The 18,456-nt window shown below is 69.4% G+C and carries 21 protein-coding genes, 2 tRNA genes and 1 riboswitch; of the genes, 2 read left to right on the plus strand and 21 right to left on the minus strand.

Features of this window, described 5'->3' with window-relative positions:
* The first annotated feature begins 10 nt into the window (after positions 1–10).
* Positions 11–280, plus strand: coding sequence for a DUF2277 domain-containing protein (locus tag FFT10_RS00470; protein ID WP_137730803.1), 270 nt, complete (start codon positions 11–13; stop codon positions 278–280).
* Positions 281–283: 3 nt separating this feature from the next.
* On the opposite strand, the gene FFT10_RS00475 is transcribed toward FFT10_RS00470, so the two are convergent.
* The gene (locus FFT10_RS00475) at positions 284–829 is read right to left on the minus strand and encodes a 2,4'-dihydroxyacetophenone dioxygenase family protein (RefSeq protein WP_137730804.1); all 546 of its coding nucleotides are present in this window, start codon (positions 827–829) and stop codon (positions 284–286) included.
* Between the two features lie 197 nt (positions 830–1,026).
* Here FFT10_RS00475 and FFT10_RS00480 point away from each other — a divergent pair, with 197 nt between their 5' ends.
* Positions 1,027–2,691 carry an N-acyl-D-amino-acid deacylase family protein gene (locus FFT10_RS00480; protein ID WP_137730805.1) on the plus strand — a complete coding sequence of 555 codons (1,665 nt, stop codon included), beginning with the start codon at positions 1,027–1,029 and terminating at the stop codon, positions 2,689–2,691.
* Between the two features lie 80 nt (positions 2,692–2,771).
* Here FFT10_RS00480 and FFT10_RS27600 read toward each other — a convergent pair.
* From FFT10_RS27600 to FFT10_RS00565, 20 genes are all read right to left on the minus strand, one after another.
* Positions 2,772–2,870: transfer RNA gene (locus FFT10_RS27600), tRNA-OTHER, on the minus strand.
* A 248-nt stretch (positions 2,871–3,118) separates the two neighbouring features.
* Positions 3,119–3,745 (minus strand): hypothetical protein, encoded by a 627-nt coding sequence (locus FFT10_RS00485; protein ID WP_137730806.1) that lies wholly within the window; start codon positions 3,743–3,745, stop codon positions 3,119–3,121.
* Positions 3,742–3,906, minus strand: coding sequence for a hypothetical protein (locus FFT10_RS27605; protein WP_154694074.1), 165 nt, complete (start codon positions 3,904–3,906; stop codon positions 3,742–3,744). The genes FFT10_RS00485 and FFT10_RS27605 overlap by 4 nt, the downstream gene beginning before the upstream one ends.
* A 466-nt stretch (positions 3,907–4,372) precedes the next feature.
* Positions 4,373–5,605 (minus strand): phage major capsid protein, encoded by a 1,233-nt coding sequence (locus FFT10_RS00490; RefSeq protein WP_162520662.1) that lies wholly within the window; start codon positions 5,603–5,605, stop codon positions 4,373–4,375.
* Positions 5,606–5,615: 10 nt separating this feature from the next.
* The gene (locus tag FFT10_RS27755) at positions 5,616–5,951 is read right to left on the minus strand and encodes a hypothetical protein (protein WP_162520663.1); all 336 of its coding nucleotides are present in this window, start codon (positions 5,949–5,951) and stop codon (positions 5,616–5,618) included.
* Positions 5,951–6,232, minus strand: coding sequence for a hypothetical protein (locus FFT10_RS00495; protein WP_137730808.1), 282 nt, complete (start codon positions 6,230–6,232; stop codon positions 5,951–5,953). Before FFT10_RS00495 ends, FFT10_RS27755 begins: the two co-directional genes overlap by 1 nt.
* Positions 6,233–6,396: 164 nt before the next feature.
* Entirely contained in the window at positions 6,397–6,639 is a 243-nt protein-coding gene (locus FFT10_RS00500) for a hypothetical protein (protein WP_137730809.1), read from the minus strand.
* A 986-nt stretch (positions 6,640–7,625) separates the two neighbouring features.
* The gene (locus tag FFT10_RS00505) at positions 7,626–7,871 is read right to left on the minus strand and encodes a hypothetical protein (RefSeq protein ID WP_137730810.1); all 246 of its coding nucleotides are present in this window, start codon (positions 7,869–7,871) and stop codon (positions 7,626–7,628) included.
* Between the two features lie 96 nt (positions 7,872–7,967).
* Positions 7,968–8,621 carry a hypothetical protein gene (locus FFT10_RS00510; RefSeq protein ID WP_137730811.1) on the minus strand — a complete coding sequence of 218 codons (654 nt, stop codon included), beginning with the start codon at positions 8,619–8,621 and terminating at the stop codon, positions 7,968–7,970.
* A complete protein-coding gene (locus FFT10_RS00515; protein ID WP_137730812.1) occupies positions 8,618–9,595 on the minus strand; it encodes a tyrosine-type recombinase/integrase in 978 nt (325 codons plus the stop codon). The genes FFT10_RS00510 and FFT10_RS00515 overlap by 4 nt, the downstream gene beginning before the upstream one ends.
* Complete coding sequence (locus FFT10_RS00520; protein WP_137730813.1) at positions 9,588–9,905, minus strand: hypothetical protein; 318 nt, start codon at positions 9,903–9,905, stop codon at positions 9,588–9,590. The genes FFT10_RS00515 and FFT10_RS00520 overlap by 8 nt, the downstream gene beginning before the upstream one ends.
* Positions 9,902–10,387 carry a hypothetical protein gene (locus FFT10_RS00525; protein WP_137730814.1) on the minus strand — a complete coding sequence of 162 codons (486 nt, stop codon included), beginning with the start codon at positions 10,385–10,387 and terminating at the stop codon, positions 9,902–9,904. The genes FFT10_RS00520 and FFT10_RS00525 overlap by 4 nt, the downstream gene beginning before the upstream one ends.
* A 234-nt stretch (positions 10,388–10,621) precedes the next feature.
* A tRNA-Asn gene (locus tag FFT10_RS00530) sits at positions 10,622–10,697 on the minus strand.
* Positions 10,698–10,735: 38 nt separating this feature from the next.
* On the minus strand, positions 10,736–12,892 hold the full coding sequence (locus FFT10_RS00535) for a TonB-dependent siderophore receptor (protein WP_137730815.1): 2,157 nt from the start codon (positions 12,890–12,892) through the stop codon (positions 10,736–10,738).
* A 62-nt stretch (positions 12,893–12,954) separates the two neighbouring features.
* A riboswitch (TPP riboswitch) is annotated at positions 12,955–13,057 on the minus strand.
* Between the two features lie 76 nt (positions 13,058–13,133).
* Positions 13,134–14,222 (minus strand): NAD(P)/FAD-dependent oxidoreductase, encoded by a 1,089-nt coding sequence (locus FFT10_RS00540; RefSeq protein ID WP_137730816.1) that lies wholly within the window; start codon positions 14,220–14,222, stop codon positions 13,134–13,136.
* Between the two features lie 4 nt (positions 14,223–14,226).
* Complete coding sequence (fdxA, locus tag FFT10_RS00545) at positions 14,227–14,550, minus strand: ferredoxin FdxA (RefSeq protein WP_137730817.1); 324 nt, start codon at positions 14,548–14,550, stop codon at positions 14,227–14,229.
* A gap of 112 nt (positions 14,551–14,662) precedes the next feature.
* A complete protein-coding gene (gene cobA / locus FFT10_RS00550) occupies positions 14,663–15,427 on the minus strand; it encodes a uroporphyrinogen-III C-methyltransferase (protein ID WP_228026900.1) in 765 nt (254 codons plus the stop codon).
* On the minus strand, positions 15,424–16,746 hold the full coding sequence (locus tag FFT10_RS00555) for a sulfate adenylyltransferase subunit 1 (RefSeq protein ID WP_137730818.1): 1,323 nt from the start codon (positions 16,744–16,746) through the stop codon (positions 15,424–15,426). Before FFT10_RS00555 ends, cobA begins: the two co-directional genes overlap by 4 nt.
* Entirely contained in the window at positions 16,746–17,705 is a 960-nt protein-coding gene (cysD, locus tag FFT10_RS00560) for a sulfate adenylyltransferase subunit CysD (protein ID WP_137730819.1), read from the minus strand. The genes FFT10_RS00555 and cysD overlap by 1 nt, the downstream gene beginning before the upstream one ends.
* Positions 17,702–18,448 carry a phosphoadenylyl-sulfate reductase gene (locus tag FFT10_RS00565; RefSeq protein ID WP_137730820.1) on the minus strand — a complete coding sequence of 249 codons (747 nt, stop codon included), beginning with the start codon at positions 18,446–18,448 and terminating at the stop codon, positions 17,702–17,704. The genes cysD and FFT10_RS00565 overlap by 4 nt, the downstream gene beginning before the upstream one ends.
* Between the last annotated feature and the right edge of the window lie 8 nt (positions 18,449–18,456).

The following is an 18,456-nucleotide window of genomic DNA, read 5'->3' on the forward strand; positions in this document are numbered from 1 at the left end:
AGGACACGCCATGTGCCGCAACATCCGCACGCTGTTCAACTTCGAGCCGCCGGCCACCGAGCTGGAGATCCGCGATGCGTCGCTGCAGTTCGTGCGCAAGCTCAGCGGCTTCAACGTGCCGTCGCAGGCCAATGCGGCGGCGTTCGACCAGGCGGTGGACGAGGTGGCCGCCGTGGCCCGGCGGCTGATGGCCAGCCTCGTCACGCACGCACCGCCGAAGAACCGCGAGGCCGAGGCGGCCAAGGCCCGGGCCTTGTCGGCCCGGCGGTTCGGCAACTGACCGTCAGCGGATGAAGCGCTGCACGTGGTCGGCGCCCAGGCCGATCGCCTCGTAGTGCTTGCGGGCGTGGCCGATCTTGCTGAACACGTCCTCGTAGCCGACCGGGTTGCCATCGGCATCGATGTAGACATAGCCGCCGGTGGCGTGGAACAGGGTGATCATCTCCGGCACGTCGGGTGGCACGTACAGGGTGTGGATCTCGCCGGGGGGCTCGAAGGCATAGCTGCCTTCCTCGGCCACCCAGTCGTGCTCCAGGTAGTACCAGCGGCCCTTCAGCACGAAGGCATGCACCGGCCCGGTGTGCCGGTGGCAGGACAGCACACCGGCCTTGCGCACCCGCAGCAGGTTGACGAAGTAGCCCTGGCTGACATTGAGCATCAGCGGCTTGAACCACACGCCTTCGCTCTGCGGCACCCACAGCGCGTCGTCCTGCAGGGCGTTCGACAAGGCGCCGCCGTGCACCATCTCCGGCACCAGGCCGAAGGGCTGGCCCCCGGCAAAGCCGGCCGGGGCGTGGGGGTCGCGCAGGGGTGGGGTGGTCGGGTCCATGGGCGGTGTGGTCTCGGTCGGGTGATGGGTGCAACGATGCTAGCCAGCCCTGTGCTGGCGCGCTGTCACGCGCGCGTGCCGGCGCTCCGTGCATCGGCGCAGAGTCGCCCAGGCGCCACCGCGCCGTGCAGGTGCTTGCCCAGAATGGTCCGGCAAGCTGCACATCGGCGGCGGGCCACCCTTCCAGGAGACAGTTCATGACCCATGACATCGTGATCCGCGGCGGCCTGGTGGTCGACGGCACCGGCCGCGCCGCCTTCCCCGGCGATGTGGCCATCGACGGCGACCGCATCAGTGCGGTGGGCCATGTGGACGGGGCAGGGCGGCGGGAGATCGACGCCGGCGGCCACGCCGTCAGCCCCGGCTTCATCGACCTGCACACCCACCTGGACGCCCAGGTCGGCTGGGACCCGGACTGCACGCCGGTCAGCTGGCATGGCGTGACCACGGCGCTGATGGGCAACTGCGGCGTCACCTTTGCGCCCTGCAAGCCGGCCGACCGGCCGCTGCTGGCGGCGATGATGGAGACGGTGGAGGACATCCCGCGCGAGGCGATCCTGGGTGGCCTGCCCTGGGATTGGGAAGACTACGGCGGCTACCTCGACAGCATCGCCCGCCTGCAGCCGGGCATCAACCTGTGCGGCCTGGTGGGCCACAGCGCGCTGCGCTTCTACGTGATGGGCGAGCGGGCGGTGGAGGAGCAGGCCACGCCCGACGAGCGTGCGCGCATGGCGCAGATCGCCGGTGCGGCGGTGGATGCCGGGGCGATGGGCTGCTCGCTGAACCGCTTCGCCGCGCACAAGCTGCCCGACGGCCGCGCCATTCCCGGCACCTTCGCCGACGAGGGCGAGTGCGTGGACATCGCACGTGCGGTGGCCCGCCGTGGTGCGCTGATGCAGGCGGTGGGCGCCGAGTTCAGCCTGCTGCGGGCACTGGCCGATGCCGGCGGCAGCCGCGTGCTGTTCAGCTACGGCGTGGGCCCCGACGGCACGCTGGCGGCGCAGCGCCGCCGCGATCTGGAGGCGCTGTGCCAGGGCCGCGATGTCACCGCGGTGGCCCAGGTGCGCAGCTCGGGCTTTGTCTTCGGCCTGCAGTCGGCCATGCCGATCGCCACCCGCGCCGACGGCTGGCGACAGCTCAAGCGCATGAGCCTGGACCAGCGGCTGGCGGTGCTGGCCGATCCGCAGCGGCGGCAGGCCCTGGTGGCCGAGGCCCAGCGCGACGGCTTTCCGCAGCTGCTGGGCGCCGGCATCGAGCGTGTCTTCTACATGGGCGACGGCGCCACGCCCGACTACGCCGCCGGCCAGGAACGGCAGCTGCTGGCCATGGCCGCGGCCGCCGGCGAGCACTGGGCGCAGACCTTCCTGCGCCTGTCGCTCGAAACACAGGGCCGGGCGCTGTTCACCCTGCGCATGTTCAACCCCGACATGGAGGCGCTGGCCCACCTGATCGGCAGCCCGAACGTGTTGCCAGGGCTGGGCGATGCCGGCGCCCATGTGTCGCAGGTGATGGATGCCGGCTGGGCCAGCTTCGTGCTGGCGCACTGGGTGCGCGCCCGTGGCCTGTACAGCCTGGAGGAGGGCGTGCGCAGGCTCACATCGGCTCCCGCCGCGGTGCTGGGACTCGCCGACCGCGGCCGGCTGGCCGTGGGGCAGCGGGCCGACATCAACGTGTTCGACCCCGACCGGGTGGGCGAGCAGCAGCCGCGCATGGTGCATGACTTCCCGGGCGGCGCGGCGCGCTACATCCAGCGCGCCACCGGCTACCGCGCCACCCTGGTCAACGGCCGCTTCAACCTGCTCGATGGCGAACTGACCGGCGAGCGCGCCGGCCGGGTGCTGCGGCACCGCGTTGGGGCGTGAGCGTGTGTCGCCTGGCGACCAGGCAAGAAAAAAGCACCCAGACCGTTGGACCTGGGTGCTTCATTCATTTCGGTTTTTTGTGGCTCCCCGACCTGGGCTCGAACCAGGGACCTACGGATTAACAGACCACTCTCAGGCACCGCAGAGCGCGAATCTACACCGATTTGCACCGGGCTGGAATCCCGATTTCCAACGGACTGACGCTACCCGTAGCGAGTGCGGGCGCACGGTCCGACAGCACGCTGCAGCGCAATGCCTCGACCAGGTGCTGGCGCAGGCACTGGCGGGCCTGGCGCGGGCGCTGCATGGCAGTGCCTCGACCAGGTGCTGGCGCGGGCGCTGACGGGCCTGGTGCTGGCGCTGCATGGGCAGTGCCTCGACCAGGTGCTGGCGCAGGCGCTGGCCGGCCTGGCGCTAGCGTCGGCCTCTAGATCGCACCAGCGAACGCATGGTGGCGAGTGATGGTGATGGAATTCCGGGCCATCTGCGCCACGATCAAATCGCCGCCCACGGGATCGCCTGCCGCTGCGCCTTGCCAGTTTTCGACCTGATATCGCGCCGCGCTGATGGCGTGATCGGCAGTGTCGGGGTCAGGCATCCAGTCCGGCATGTCGCCGGGCGCAAAAATGCAGTCGCCCGCGTCCAAGTCGTCGACAACCAACAGGCTCTCTCCGGCGGCCTTACAGAAGGTGGCAGCAGCCATGCGGCCCAAGTTCTGCGACCAACCGACCAACAGCAGCTCCTGCCGGCCGTCAATGACCATCTGGGCCGCCGACCCTTGCTCGCTGGCCATGCGCTGGAACATCGCGAGAAGTTCTGCGAAACCACGCTCGACGCCCTCCCGGGCCTGCTCGAAGGACTGGGCGACTCCAACAGCACCAATCACCATGCTCACCAGGAAGCCTGCTGCGCCTCGCGCTGCAATTACAGCCCCGATGTGAGGAACGCTGTAGAGCTTAGTTGTGTGTCCATAGCTGCCATCGATGAAGCGGCAGGCAGTGTCAACAGCCACCAGCGCCCGGTCGGGCTGTAGATGCGCGATCAGCAGACTCATGGGCGCACCGCAGGCCTGCGCGCCAGGCACCCGCACGAACTGACCGCAGCAAAGTTCACCAAGGCGGCATTCGTTGAGATGAACGCCGCGATGTTGAAGGCCACTGCTGACTCGCCCGCCATCGCGATGGCGAAAAGGGCCGTTGAGATCGGCTCAGCCATGATTGATCGCTTTCATTTCCAGTTTGAGAGAACTCGGCCCAGGTCAGCGGCTGGGCATGTGCCGTCGACTTGACGGCATAGCCCATAGACCGGCACGGGGCGCTTCACACCGACAACCCGCACAGCGGGCAGCTTCTCCACCTCTCCAGCGCTGACCATGTTGTCGAGTGTTCGCATACACGCCGCGAAACCTACTCCGCTACGTGCGGCCAACTCCCTGGAGGTGCCGCTGCCGGCCTCCAGGGCATCGTGAAGAACCGTGCGAATCTCGCCGCGAGGTCGTGCCATGTGGGGGATGGACGGGTTGCACCGTCCGGCCGTAGCCGTCGAGGTGCCTCGCGCTGCTGATGCAGCGCCGATGCCAGGCCATGACCTGGAAACCAGCCGCCCGCCTTGCAAGAGGCTCGCGGCACGGCATCACTCTATGGCCTGGCTGGCTCGCGTGATGCCGCTGTTCGGCTCGCCATCACGGCGCCTTCGGGATCGCCTCCATCACCGCCCCAGCATCCCGAACGATGGGCAGGATGCCGATTTCCGCGCGGATGGTCTGCATGTTCTGCACGAACTGGCCGTCGACCGTGCCGATGTCGACCTTGAACGCATCGGCAATGCCGAGTTCGACGAAGTTTTCGTCGATCAAAAGCGCGCGGCCGATCGCGATCTCGGAACTGAAGCACACGCTCATGCCGTGGAGAACCAGCGGGATCTCACCCATGTACTGGCCGGTCAGGTACTCGCCGGTGGTCGACTTGGCCAGCGCGATCCCAAGGTAGGACATCGGATTCATCACCACGATGGTCGGCTGATAGCCGCCCCAGCGCATGTGCGAAGCCACCTCGACCACGGTATCGGCCAGACCGGTGTAGACCGTGCTGACGTAGTCGGCAGCGATGGACTTCAAACCAGGGAAAGACCAGCCGACAGCCGTTGTGCCAGCAACCAGCGTCACATCGGCCGCGATCATGACTTCACGCATCAGAACCTGGTTGACGATGGCCTGCAGCTCACCTTCGGCATTCAGGCTCTGGTTCGAAACCGGGCAATAGCCGGCGACGGTCACGGCGGTTTGAGCGATGGCATCGAAGATCGGGCGAACTTCGTTCTTGTTGGCGCCTTCCTCGGCTTGCACCGCGGCGCCTTGGCCGTTTGCCAGCGCGACACGGCGGCGCCCGTAGTGCAGCGTTGTGGTGCCGAGAAGCGCCCGATTGCGCATCCGGCTCACCAACAGCGTGGGCGACAGCCCGGGACCGCCGGTGCCGCTGATGCTGCGGTGCGTGCCTAGCACGGTGGCGAAGTTGCCCGGGTTGGCCTTGACCTCCAGGCTGATGCTCTTGGTGCGGGCGAACAATTCCTTGTTCTTGGTGAACTGTTCGGCCACATCGGCGCCGAAGCTGCGTGCCGTTGGGCCAGGGCCGCCGGTGGGCTGAAACTGCTTCTGCTCCAGCGACTGCAGCCGGTCGGCGAGTTCGAGTTGCTGCGCGGCCAGCTCGGGCAGCTTCTGAAGCCGGGTCTCGATCGCGTCGAGCCCCTTCATGATCAGGCCCATGTCGACCGCGCCAGCGGCCATGGCAAGCATGAGGCCCCCACTGGGTTCGCTGCTGAACAGCGCCAGGATGGGGTCGGCGAAGCCGCCAGCGAAGGCAGCGAAGGAGGCCAGTGCGGCCGCGGCCAGGATGGCCAGGGTACGGGTGTGTTTCATGGTGTAGTCCTCATTGGGTTGAAGTGGCGCATGGCGCCGTGGTCCTGCCTGGGTCCGATGAGTCTGTACCGGGATCCCCCCAGCAAACGCCGTCGCACAACCCATCAGGCTCGGCGGTGGCCTGGCAGCCGTCCTTGCTGCATCCCGCAGCCCGGTCGCCCGCTGGTTCCTCCGCCGCCGCTCGCCGCGTCTGGCTTGCCAGCGCGTCGAGCATCAAAGAAAAGCGATCAACTGCCTGCAGCATGCCCTCGACGCGCTGCAGCGCCAAATTTCGTTCGTTCTGCAGGCTGGCCCGGCGCAACCGGCGGGCGCGCACCAGGCGGCCGTCGCGGAAGCGCCGCGTCATCACCGCACGGGCTCCCGATTCAACGAGACAGCGGCCAGGGCATGCCTGGCACCTTCGCGCTCGATCAGCACCAGCTGCAGCCGTTCGAAGGCGGGCAGCGGCCCGAACTCCAGCGCCAGCCGGGCGCCGGCTTGGATCGCGCCGTCCACACCATGCTGCTGTTCGGCGGTCAGTGTGCCCAGCATGGATGCGCCGATCTGCAGGCCCGCCAGGGCGAAGGCTCGGAACTCCTCGGCTACGTCGCCGCCGCTGGTCTGGTTCGTGGTGGTCGTGATGCTCATGGGTTAGGTCTTTCGTGTTCAGGGGATCAGGCGGGCGACTCGCAGTGCCTGGCGCCGGCTCATGAATCGGCGAAGGGCGCGCTCTGCAGCGCGGCGCCTGGCCCAGCGGTGCCGCAGGGGCTGCAGGCGGGCAAGTAGGGTGTGCAGAGCCATGGCGCAACCCCTCACCGCCGGTCGCCGGCGCCGAAACGCTGGGCCTCGGCGCGGAAGTGTTCGAGCATGTCGGCTTGGCCGGCCGCATCCAGCTGCAGGCACTCGGCCAGCAGCGCTGCGCGGTTTGATTCGTTGTCGCCGCGCGCAGCGCAGGCGGCGCCGATGGCCTCGGCCAGGGCTCGGCTCAGGCTGTCTGGCGAGCCGAGAGGCTGCGGAGCCCCATAGCCAATGCCGATTGCGTCATGTGTTGCCATCGGATAGCCCCCCCCCTGAGTTTTGCCACGTTGCGAACGGAGGTAACGGACCGGTCTGCGGCAGTGCCCGCTTGGACTTTCTTGCCCCCCCCTCCAAGGGCTGCCGCCCTACAGATGGCAGGTCTAGATACGCTGCGCGGCGCGTAGCAGGCGCAGCGCATTTCAGCCCCCAACAGCTACGCAGCGCATATCTGGAATTGATGGCTCTGCTACTTGCCGCGTAGCTGTAGCCAGCGCTTCTGCTACGTGCCGCGTAGCAGGCTGCGCACTCTTCACCCGGGATGGCCGCACATACGGCACGGGGCGCATGTATGCGCGCCTGTGCAAGGTCTCGTAGCTTCGAGGGCTGAAGTCCAAGCCATCCGACTGATCGAGGGCAAGCCACGTCAGCGCATGCCATGCCGCGCGATTCGGGAATCCGCCCTTGCGGACCTCCGCCAACAGGCCGCACGCGATCAGCTCTTGGCGCGCCTGCCCGATCACAGCAGGGCTCTTCCAGCCTTGCCGGCTCAGGTGATCCAGCGTGGCCACCAAGCGCCCGTTGTTGCGCCCGGTGTACTGGCAGGCAATGTCGATCAACAGGGACCGTGCGGTGTGGCCTGCCTGAGCCCAGCCCGGGCTCTGTAGCACCACATGTGGCAGGGCTAGAAATTGCCCGCCGTCGCGCGCGGATCGACTGGACTGCTTGGCCATTCATCGGCACCCACCTGCGGTTGCAGCAGGCCCGGCTGGCATGTCTTCCCACGGTGGGACCAGGCTCGCTGCGCTGCGCATGGTGGCTGCTGGCGTCGGTGTGGCCGGTCGCACCGTGGTCACTTCACCCGGTAGGTGCTCCCATGGCGGCACTTCCAATGGTGCAGGCCGGCTGATGACAGGCGCTGCGCCCGGCTCGTACTCCCACGGCGGCACGGTCCATGCAGCTCGAGCTGCGGTGTCGGTTCGCTCTGCCAACGATGGACCCCGGCGCCACCGATGCCCCGGGGCCATCATGCCGCCCCGCGGTTCTGCCTGGCGGTTGCCATGCGCTTGCCGATCTCGACCACAGCACGGTCAAACGCCGCCGGGTCGACCAGCTTGCGGCCGTTCGGCATCAGGACGGCGCCGCACTCGATCAGCTCGGCGCGGTGCTGGCGCTCGAACCATCGCAGGGACTCGACGCCAGGGAAAATCTGCGACCGCTTGGCGACGTAGTCCGCCGGGGTCATCAGGTCGAGAGGTTGAATGGTGTTCATCGGTGTTGCTCCGGTGCGTTGACGGTCCCGCCAGGAACCTTGCACCGATTGCACCGCTCAACACCTAATCACACCATGCGCCTATGCGCGCCTAGATCACCCAAGAAAGCCCAGGTAAAGCCCGGTGTCTGAGGGGTGGCTTTGCCGCCAGTTCGCCAGCGCCTGCAGCAGCGAGCGCACGTCCGAGCGGGCCAGCCCGCCCGCCTGCAGAAACACCGCGAACGCCGCGCCCATCTTCGAGTCGGCCGACCGTGCATCCTTGATGCCGCACGCCATCAGGGCCAGGCGGAACACATCGCAGGCGACTGCGTGGCGGTCATCCAGCTGACGGCCTGGCGGTACAGGCATAGCGCCCAAGCGCAGCGCTGCGGCCTGCAGCTGGTAGAGGCTCACCACCAAATCACTCAACGACAGCCGCTCATCATCAAAGGGCGGCGGAAGAACAGAGTTTTCAGCAGCCGCCTGCTCTATGAGGAACTGAAGCATCGAGTCAGTGTGCGACTTGTGGCTGATGGCCCCCAGTGCCGCCAGCAACTCGCCCGACGCGGCCTCGACGCGCCGGAATCGGTGCTTGCGATCCCTCGCGCTGAATGCCTCCAGGCCGCCCCCTTCCAGCAGATCGGCCAGCAGGTACTCCGCCCAGCCGATCAGCCACGCCGCCCGCTCCGCATCCCCGACCAGCGCGGCAAGCTCACGCCGGGCCAGGACAGGCAGGCGCCAGCCGCTAGGAACGACTGGCGCAGCTCTCACCGCAGATCGCCCAACACGCGATTAACCAGGGCCGTGCGGTGCCCGGCGGCCAGGTGGCTGTAGCGCTTCGTCATGGCGATCTGACGATGGCCCAGCAGGTCGCCAATCTCCAGCAACGTGGCGCCGTTCTGGGCCAGCAGGCTGGCGCAGGAATGCCGCAGGGCATGGAAGCAGAAATCCCGCAGCTTCGCCGCCCGCATGGCTTCGTGCCACCGCCCCTCGAAGGCATAGGGCAGGGTGGGCGCCTTCGCCTTGCCGAACACCAGCTCAGGCCCCTGCCGCTCGGGCTTGAAGCGCTCCAGCTCGGCCACCACCGCCGGCACCAGCGGCAAGGCCTTGGGGTCGCCGTTCTTCGTGCGCCCGACGTGCACCAGCTGGCGCGCCAGGTCGACATCGCACCAGCGCAGCCCCAGCAGCTCACCTTTGCGCGCGCCGGTGGTCAGCGCCAGCAGCACGATCAGGTACAGGCGCGGCCACTTCGACGCCTTGCAGGCGGCCAGCAGGCGCACCCGTTCGTCGTCGCTCAGGAACCGGGTGCGGTCGTTGTTCTCAGGCTTGCGCTCGATACGCCGGCCCGGGTGGTCCCAGCCCTTTGGCGCCACGCGCTTGCGGATCGACCAGGTGAACACCGCCGAGATGGACGCGGCGTAGCGGTTGACGGTGGCAGGCGCCATCGGCTTGCGCTTGGCCCGGTAGATCGGCTGGCCGTCGGCATCCTTGCCGGCGTAGTAGCGGGCGGATCGGTCGGCCAGGGTCTCCAGCGCGATGTGCAGGTGGTCGTCGGTCACCTCATCGAGCCGGTGGGCGCCGATCTGCCGGGCCCACCAGCCCAGGCGCTGCACCCGGGTGCAGTCGCGCCCGGCGTACTGCGCCATGTAGTGGTCGATCAGCGCTGCGATGGTGATGGAGCCATCGCGCATCGGCAGGGCCGCCGTGGCGCCGTCGTTCGTCGTGGTGGTCACCGGCTCAGCCATGGGTGGCTCCCTGCTCTGCGCCGTTCGGGGCGGTCAACCAAGCCGGCCAGTGCGCAGCATCACCGTGCACCACCTCGGCCAGCTCCTGCACGGCTGGATCATCGCCACCCAGGACACCCAAGACGGCGTCGTTGAGGGTGTTCGCCCGCTCGACGATGCTGCGCCACACCGGCAGCGCTTCGTCGCGCTGGGCGTCGACGCGCAGTGACCGCGCCAGGTAACACAGCAACTCGCTCAGCTCACACGATGCCCCATGCGCCAGCCGCGTGCGCAGCTCGGCCGGCCGCAGGATGTCGGCGGGCCGGCTCACAGGGCACCGCCTGCGGCCTGGGCTGCTGCTGTGCGCTTGGCCAGCTTTGCGCGCTGCATGCGGTCGGTGAAGACGGCCTTGCGCGTGGCCTCCTGCACCTGCCAGCGGCCGCGCCGCTGCCTGGCGTCAGCCAGGGCAACGTCGGCCATCTGCTCATGGTCGACCGCGCCAGCCCCGGCGCGCAGCATGTCGACGGCCAGGCGCAGGAAAGCGACGGCAGCGCCGCGCCGGCCGCTGGTGTCGTCGCGGTCGGCGGCAATGGCGCCGGCCTCGACGATGACGTCCAGCACGACATCACGACGGCCAGCCTGCAGCGTGGCATTGCCCTGGGCATCGGCCAGGAACCGCATGCATTGCCGGAAGACCTCGCCGCCGGTGACGTGGCCGTCTTCGTAGGTCTGCGCCTGCAGATCGAAGTGACAACGCCACGGCGCCCGACCATCTTGGTCGGTGACAAACGGCAGGCACGGGAAGGGCAGCACCTTGGGGCCAAGGGCTGGCTGCGCTTTGCGCGTGGTTTTCGGCGCGGTGGCAGTGCTGGCGGACACTGCCGGGCGAAAACCGGGGGACTGGATAGCTTGGGACATCTCGGTAACCTCCTAGACCGTCCGCCTGAAATCACCGGCGGACTAAGTGAGGGGTACCTGAGGGACCGTCAACGCATGGAGCTTTGCTGAGGGGTGACAAGCACTTGCGTGCTTGTCACCGTCAGACTTTGGCTCCCCGACCTGGGCTCGAACCAGGGACCTACGGATTAACAGTCCGGCGCTCTACCGACTGAGCTATCGGGGAACAGAGCCTCGCAGTATAGCCAGAAAAATCAGTCCCCGTCAAAAAGACAGCTGCGCCGAGGCGTGCAAAGTGCGCGGCGCCAGGGGGTACAGGTAGGCATGGTCGTATTGGTAGGGCGCTTCCTGCCAGGCGCGGCGGTTGGCCAGGTTGTCGATGCCGGCGCGCCACACCACGGTGCGGCCGGCCAGGCGCTGGGTGTAGCGCGCGCCGACGTCCAGGCGGGTCCAGCCCGGCGTGGCCACGCTGTTGTCGGGCAGCACCTGGCGGTCGCCTTCATGGGTGATGAAGGCCAGCAGGGCCAGGCCAGGCACCTGGCCCAGGTTGTACGCGGCCTGCAGCTTCAGGCTGCGCGCCGGCACGTTGGTCGGGCGCAGGCCGTTCAGGCTGGCATCGGTCGAGCCCTCGCGCCTGGCCTTCAGCAGCATGGCGCTGCCACGCAGGTTGAGCGGCCCGATGCGCCAGTCGGCCTCGGCCTCGATGCCGCGGTGGCGCGCCGCACCGTCGATCTGCCGGGTGCAGCTGCCGGCCGTGCTGCCGCAACTCCCCACATCGCGCCATGCCGGGCGGCGGATGTCGAAGGCCGCCACGCGCCAGTCCAGCGACGGGCCGCTGTGCTTGTAGCCCAGCTCGACCTGCCGGCTCTTCAGGGCCGGCAGGGCCTCGCCCGGGCCGTTGTAGCGGCTGCGGTTGGGCACCACCTCCGACTCGATGCCCTGGCCCCAGCTCAGGTAGGCCTGGCCCTCCGCGGTCAGCGCATGGCTCAGCGCCAGCCAGGGCGTGGTGAACGATTGGCTGTAGCCGGTCTGGCGCGAGCCATCGGTGCGCACGCTCTCCCGGTGCAGGCGGGTGTGGCGCAGGCCTGCCCACAGGCTCCATTGCGGCGAGAGCGTCACCGCGTCCTGCAGGTGCAGTTCGGTGGTGCGTTCGTCGCGGTTGGTGTTCTCGTCGGTCAGGCGGGGGTCGGCTGGCAGCTGGACGCTGCCGTCCACCTGGCCATTGCCCACCCAGTTGTAGGCCTGGCGGTTGAAGCGGGCCTGGTAGCGTGTGGCCATCAACCCGGCGCTGTAGCGGTGCCGGGTGCCGGCCAAGGTGGCCTGGCCGCTGACGGCCAGGTCGATGGCGCTGCTGGTGCGGCGCTCGCCCTCGCTGCGGAAGTCGTAGAGGTCGAAGCTGCCGTCGCTGCAGTAGGTGTAGGGTGGGATGAAGTCGGGGTTCTCGGCGCCGCAGGCGAAGGGGAAGGCGATGCGGTCGTCGCTGTGCAGGCGCTGCTGCATGGCATGGGCCACCAGCTGGGTGTCGCGGTCCAGGTCCTGCGTGTAGCGCAGTGACGCGGTGCGGCCGCTCATCACCACCGGCAGGCTCCAGGCCTGGTTGTTCAGGCTCAGACGCGGGTCGACGCTGCTGGCGTCCGGCAGGCGCCTGCCCAGCAGGCTGAAGCCGGGCGTGCTGGGCTGTGATTGCCGGCTCAGTTCCACCTCGGCCTCCAGCAGGCTGCCACGGCTGGGCTGCGCCTCCACCGCCAGGGCCAGCATGCGGCGCTGGCCGTCGGCATGGCGGGTGAGCGGGTCCAGGTGCTCGATGTCGGCGTTCAGGCGCCAGCCGAAGCCGTCGGCACGCCGGCCCAGGTCCACCGCCACGCCGAGGCTGTTGCGCTCGGTCCATGCCAGCGTGGCCGTGCCCACGTTGTCCTTGGGCCGCTTGACGACGAGGTTGACCAACCCGCCCGGCGCGCTGGTGCCGGCCTGCAGGCCGCTGGTGCCTTTGAGGATCTCGATCGCCTGCTTGTTGCCGTTGGCGATCACCGTCTCGGCATTGATCGGCAGCCCGTCGCGGCGGTAGTTGAAGCGGTTGTCCAGCGTGAAGCCGCGCACCGCCAGCTGTCCCCAGTAGCCGGGCGCGTTGTAGGCGTCGGTGGTGCCGGCGTCCAGCCGGGTCAGGTCGGCGATGCCGGTGATGCCGGCATCCTGCAGCGCATTCGCGTTGAGCACGGTGGCCGAGAACGGTGACTTCGACAGTGGCACGTCGCCGAAGCCGGCCACGCTGGCGGGGCCGGCGCTGCGGCCGCTCACGGTGACGGTTTGCACGGCGGGATCGGCCGTCTGGGCCTGGGTCGCCGCGCTGCAGGCCAGCAGCGCGGCACAGGCCAGGCGGTGGAGCTGGTGCGTGGATGAAACGGAAACGGAACGGAATGCCATCGTGGTGCTTTCAAGGCGATGGCAGGTGGGCAAACGCTGGACGACGCGCACGGAGAACCCGTGGCCGGATCACGCTGCTTCCCTGCGCGAGGATTACCTCAATCAGGTTCAAAGGGACTGTCTCAGTCGCCCGGCTTGCGCCGTGCAACACCCCTAGCGAAGTGCCGCGGCCCGGGGGCCGCAGCGGCGCGATGATAGTGCAAGCCGCCGGCCGGTCGCCGGGGCTGGGGCAGCCGCCCCGTCAGCCGCGCGGCGGCGTGGCCACGCCCAGGCGCTGGTGCAGGCGCGGGCTGGTGGTGGTGTACTGCAGCAGCTGCGGCTCGTCGGGCCGCAGCAGGGCCACGGCCGCAAAGGTGGCCAGCGTCGCCTCGTGGAAGCCGCAGAGGATCAGCTTCTTCTTGCCCGGGTAGGTGATGACATCGCCCACCGCAAACAGCCCGGGCAGGCTGGTTTCGAAACGGGCAGCGTCCACCACCAGCTGGCGCCGCTCCATGGCCAGGCCCCACTGGCTGATCGGGCCCAGCTTGGGGCTGATGCCCAGTTGCACCAGCAGGGCATCCACGGCCAGGTCCAGGGTCTGGCCAGCGGCATCGGCCACCTGCACGGCCACCGCGCCTGCGGCCTGCTGCACCGACAGCACCTGGCCAACCTGGAACACCACGCGGCCGCTGTCGATGCAGGCCTGCAGGCGGGCCAGCAATGCGGGCTCGGCGGTCAGCGTGGCGCGGCGGTGCAGCAGGGTGATGGCCGCGGGCGCTTCCATGTCAGGCGCATCGGCCAGTGCCAGGGCCGACTGCACGGCCGCATCTTCGCCACCGACCACCAGCACCCGCCGGCCAGCCAGGGTGCCTGCGGGCGGCAGGCGGTAGAGCAGTTGCGCGGGCGCCAGGGTGTCGATGCCCTCGGCCGGCAGCGTGCGCGGCTGGAAGGCGCCCACGCCGGCAGCGATGAACACCGTGCGGGCGATGAAGGCCTGGCCGGTGGAGGTGGCCACATCGAAGCCGCCGTTGGCGCGTGGCTGCAGTTGCGTGACCTGCTGGCCCAGGTGCCAGCGCGGCGCGAAGGGGCGGATCTGCAGCAGCAGCCGCTCCACCAGCTCGCGCCCGGTGCACACCGGCACCGCGGGGATGTCGTAAATCGGCTTGTCGGGATAGAGCTCGTTGCACTGGCCGCCGGGCTCGGGCAGCGCATCCACCACCTCGGCCGCGATGCCCTGCAGGCCCAGCTGGAACACCTGGAACAGGCCGACCGGCCCGGCGCCGATGACCAGCGCGTCGCAGGTGGTGGGCACGGCGGCTGCCGCGCCGGCGGCAGCGTCAGCCCCGGGCATGGCGTCAGCGGATCAGCTCGGACAGCTTGTCCTTGCGGTCCTTCCAGTCGTCCGCATCGGGCAGCGGCGACTTGCGCTTGGTGATGCTGGGCCAGTTCTTGGCCAGGTCGGCATTCAGCTTGATGAAGGCCACCTGGTCGGCGGGCACGTCTTCCTCGGGCAGGATGGCGTTGACCGGGCACTCGGGGATGCACACCGCGCAGTCGATGCACTCGTCGGGGTCGATGGTCAGGAAGTTCGGACCTTCGCGGAAGCAATCGACCGGGCACACGTCGACGCAGTCGGTGTACTTGCAGCGGATGCACGATTCGAGGACGACGTGGGTCATGGCGCGTTGGTGTTGTGGGGGAGAGGTGAAGGGGCGGCAGCCGGCCTGCCGCTGAGGAGTGTGTCGATTTTATGCGGGGCGCCACCGTCCCCAGGCAGGAGGGTGGGCATGCTCAAGGGTCTTGCACGGTGGCCGGGCCCGCCACCGGCCGGGCGCCGGCGCCCACCGTCACCACCGCGGGGCGGTCGGCATGGGGTGCGGTGGCGTCGGCCAGCGTGGCCACGGTGTGGTCGGTGGTCAGGGCATCGGGCCAGCCGGCGCGCGAGACCACGTAGGCCGGCGTGGTGCCGGGCCAGCCGGCTTCCATCAGATGCGCGGCCAGCGCGCCCAGCTGGCGGCCGGCCATGTAGAACACCTCGGTGTCGGCGGTGCGGGTGGCCTGCAGCGTGCCCAGGTGGGTCATGGCGGTGGTCAGGCTGACGCTGCGGCCGGCGCCGCGGCGGGTCAGCGGCCGCTGGGTGCCGGCCGCGGCTGCCAGCGCGGCGCTGACGCCAGGCACCACTTCAAACGCCACGCCGGCCTGCTGCAGCGCAGCCATCTCCTCTTCCAGCCGGCCGAAGACGCTGGGATCGCCACCCTTGAGCCGCACCACCCGCGCATGGGCCTGGGCGGCCTGCACCAGCAGCGCGTTGATGGCCGCTTGGCCGGTGGCATGGCCGAAGCCGCGCTTGCCCACATCCAGCCAGCGGGCCTGCGGCGCCAGGCGCTGCAGCGCCGGGTCGGTCAGGGCGTCGAACAGCACCACCTCGGCCTGGGCCAGGCGCTGGGCGCCACGCACGGTGATCAGGTCGGCCGCGCCGGGCCCGGCGCCGATGAAGGCCACCCGCGCCCCGGGCGGGGCGGCGGCAACGTCGGGCAGGACAGCAGGCCAGGTCACCCGGCCGAGCGTACCAGCAGGGCTCCGCTGGTGCGGTTGCTGGCGGGGTCGACGACGATCAGCGCGCCGCCCACCCGGTTGCTGGCGTAGGGCTCCACCGGCAGCGGCTGCTGCAGCTCGATGGTGACGTCGCCGATCTCGTTGACCTGCAGGGTCTCGGCACCGACCGGCTGCAGGTTGTGGATGTCCAGCCGGTGGGCGATGGCGCCGATGCGCGCCTGCACCCAGCGGTTGCCGTGGCGCACCCAGTACTTGCGGCCGACCACCGCGGGCTCGGTGTCCAGCCAGGCCAGCGTGGCTGTGAAGCGCTGCGCCGGCTGCAGACCACCGGGGCTGGCGATCCAGTCGCCGCGGGAGATGTCCAGTTGCCGGTCCAGCACGATGCCCGCCGACTCACCCGCCTGGGCGCTGGCCACGGTGCTGCCGGCGCGGCGCACTGCGGCGACCACCGCGGTCTCGCCGCTGGGGAAGACCTGCACCGCATCACCGGCCTGCACGCTGCCATGGGCGATGCGGCCCCAGAACACACGCGGCTGGTGGCCGGCGCCCTGGGCCGACTGGCCGGCCTCGGCCTCGTCACGCGCCACGTACTGCACCGGCTGCAGCAGCGAGCCTTCGGTGCGCTCCTGCGTGGTGGGCAGGCGTTCCAGCAGCTGCAGCAGACTGGGGCCGCGGTACCAGGGCGCATCCAGCGGCACGGTGACGTTGTCGCCGCGCAGTGCGCTCACCGGGATGGTGGCCGCCACGGTGGTGATGCCGGCTTCGGCCGCAAAGGCCTGCAGCGCGGCCTCCGTGGCGCGGAAGGCGCGCGCGGGGTCGTCCACCGCATCGAGCTTGTTGACCGCGAACACGATGCTGGGCACCCGCAGCAGGTGGGCCAGCAGCGCATGGCGGCGGGTCTGCGGCAGCAGCTGCACCGGCGCACCGGACTTCCAGTCGATCTTGGTGATGTCGACCAGCACCACCGCGGCATCGCTGCCGGCGGCGGCGGTCACCATGTTGCGGGTGTACTGCTCATGGCCGGGGGCGTCGGCGATGATGAACTTGCGGCTGCGGGTGGCGAAGTACCGGTAGGCCACGTCGATGGTGATGCCCTGTTCCCGCTCGGCCTCCAGGCCGTCGGTCAGCAGGCTCAGGTCGACCGGCGCGCCGGCGGCCCGCTTCTCCAGGTTCTGCAGTTGGTCGGCCAGGATGGCCTGGCTGTCGAACAGCAGGCGGCCGATCAGCGTGCTCTTGCCATCGTCCACGCTGCCGGCAGTCAGGAAGCGCAGGGCCCGGTGGTCGGCCACTTGCTCGGTGGGTTGCAGCACGGCGCTCATCAGAAATACCCTTCCTTCTTGCGGCGCTCCATGCTGGCGTCGCTGGTGCGGTCGTCCATGCGGGTGGCGCCACGTTCGCTCACCGTCACGGTGAGGGTCTCGGCCACGATGTCGGCGGCGGTCTCGGCGCCGCTTTCCACCGGGCAGGTGCAGGTCATGTCGCCCACGGTGCGGAAGCGCACGGTGGCAGTCTCCACCGTCTCGCCGGCCTCGGGCGGCGTCACGTCGGTCAGCGGCACCAGCAGGCCCTTGCGGCGGATGACTTCCCGCTGGTGGGCGTAGTACAGGCCGGGCAGCGGGATGTTCTCGCGGGCGATGTAGAGCCACACGTCCAGCTCGGTCCAGTTGCTGATCGGGAAGCTGCGGAAGTGCTCACCGGGGCGGTGCCGGGTGTTGAACAGCGTCCACAGCTCGGGCCGCTGCTCCTTGGGCTGCCACTGGCCGAAGCTGTCGCGGTGGCTGAAGATGCGCTCCTTGGCGCGGGCCTTCTCCTCGTCGCGCCGGGCGCCGCCGATCAGGCAGTCGAAGCGGTGCTCCTCGATGGCTTCCAGCAGCGTCACCGTCTGGTGGCCGTTGCGCGACTCCAGCGGGTGCGCCAGGCGCACCGTGCCGCGCTTCATGCTGTCTTCCAGGTGGCCGACCACCAGGCGCTCGCCCATCTCGGCCACGCGCTGATCACGGAAGCTGATGACTTCCGGGAAGTTGTGGCCGGTGTCCACATGCAGCAGCGGGAAGGGCAGCTTGCCCTTGAAGTCATTGCCGCTGATCCGTGTCTTGAACGCCTTCTCGGCCAGGCGCAACACCACACAGCTGTCCTTGCCACCGGAAAACAGCAGGGCAGGGCGCTCGAAGGTGGCTGCCACCTCGCGCAGGATGAAGATGGCTTCCTCTTCCAGCCAGTCCAGGTGCCGGTGGTCCAGCTCGGGCAGCAGGGTGTCGAGGTTCACGCGGGCGTTCATGCCTTCTCTCCGATCATCGAGACAGCGGCGTCCTGCTTCACATGCAGGCCGCATTCCTTCAGGGATTCGTCCTCCCACCACCAGCGGCCGGCGCGGAAGGGCTCGCCCACCGCGATGGCGCGGGTGCAGGGCGCGCAGCCGATGCTGGGCATGAACTGGTCATGCAGCGGGTTGGTGGGAACGTCGTGCAGCTGGATGTAGTGCCACACATCGGCCCAGCTCCAGTCGGCCAGCACGTTGAGCTTGGCGCGGCCGGCATCGTCGGTGTCCGCGAACGGCACCTCGCCGCGGGCATTGCTCTGCTCGCGGCGCAGGCCGGTCACCCAGGCCGTCTGGCCGGCCAGCATGCGGCCCAGCGGCTCCATCTTGCGGATGCCGCAGCAGGCCTTGCGCAGGTCCAGGCTCTCGTACATGGCCTTGTCGCCATGGGTGCGCACGAACTGCACCACCGCCTCGGCCTGCGGCCGGAACACCGCCACCGGCACGCCGTAGCGCTGGGTGATGGTGCCGATCAGCGCCACCGTTTCGGCATGCAGCGCGCCGGTCTCCAGCGTGGCGATGGTGATCGGCAGCCGGTGGCGTGCGATCAGGTCGGTCACCACCATGTCCTCGGCACCCAGGCTGGTGGACTGCACGACGTGGCCGGCATGTGCCGCGGCGGCGTCCCGCAGGCGCTGCAGCGTGGCGGCCACCCGGTCATCGAAGCCGGCGGTGGCGCGGGCGTAGAGGGCGATGGCGCTCATGGCGGGGT

The organism is Pseudaquabacterium pictum, assembly GCF_005403045.1.
Lineage (GTDB): Bacteria > Pseudomonadota > Gammaproteobacteria > Burkholderiales > Burkholderiaceae_C > Pseudaquabacterium > Pseudaquabacterium pictum.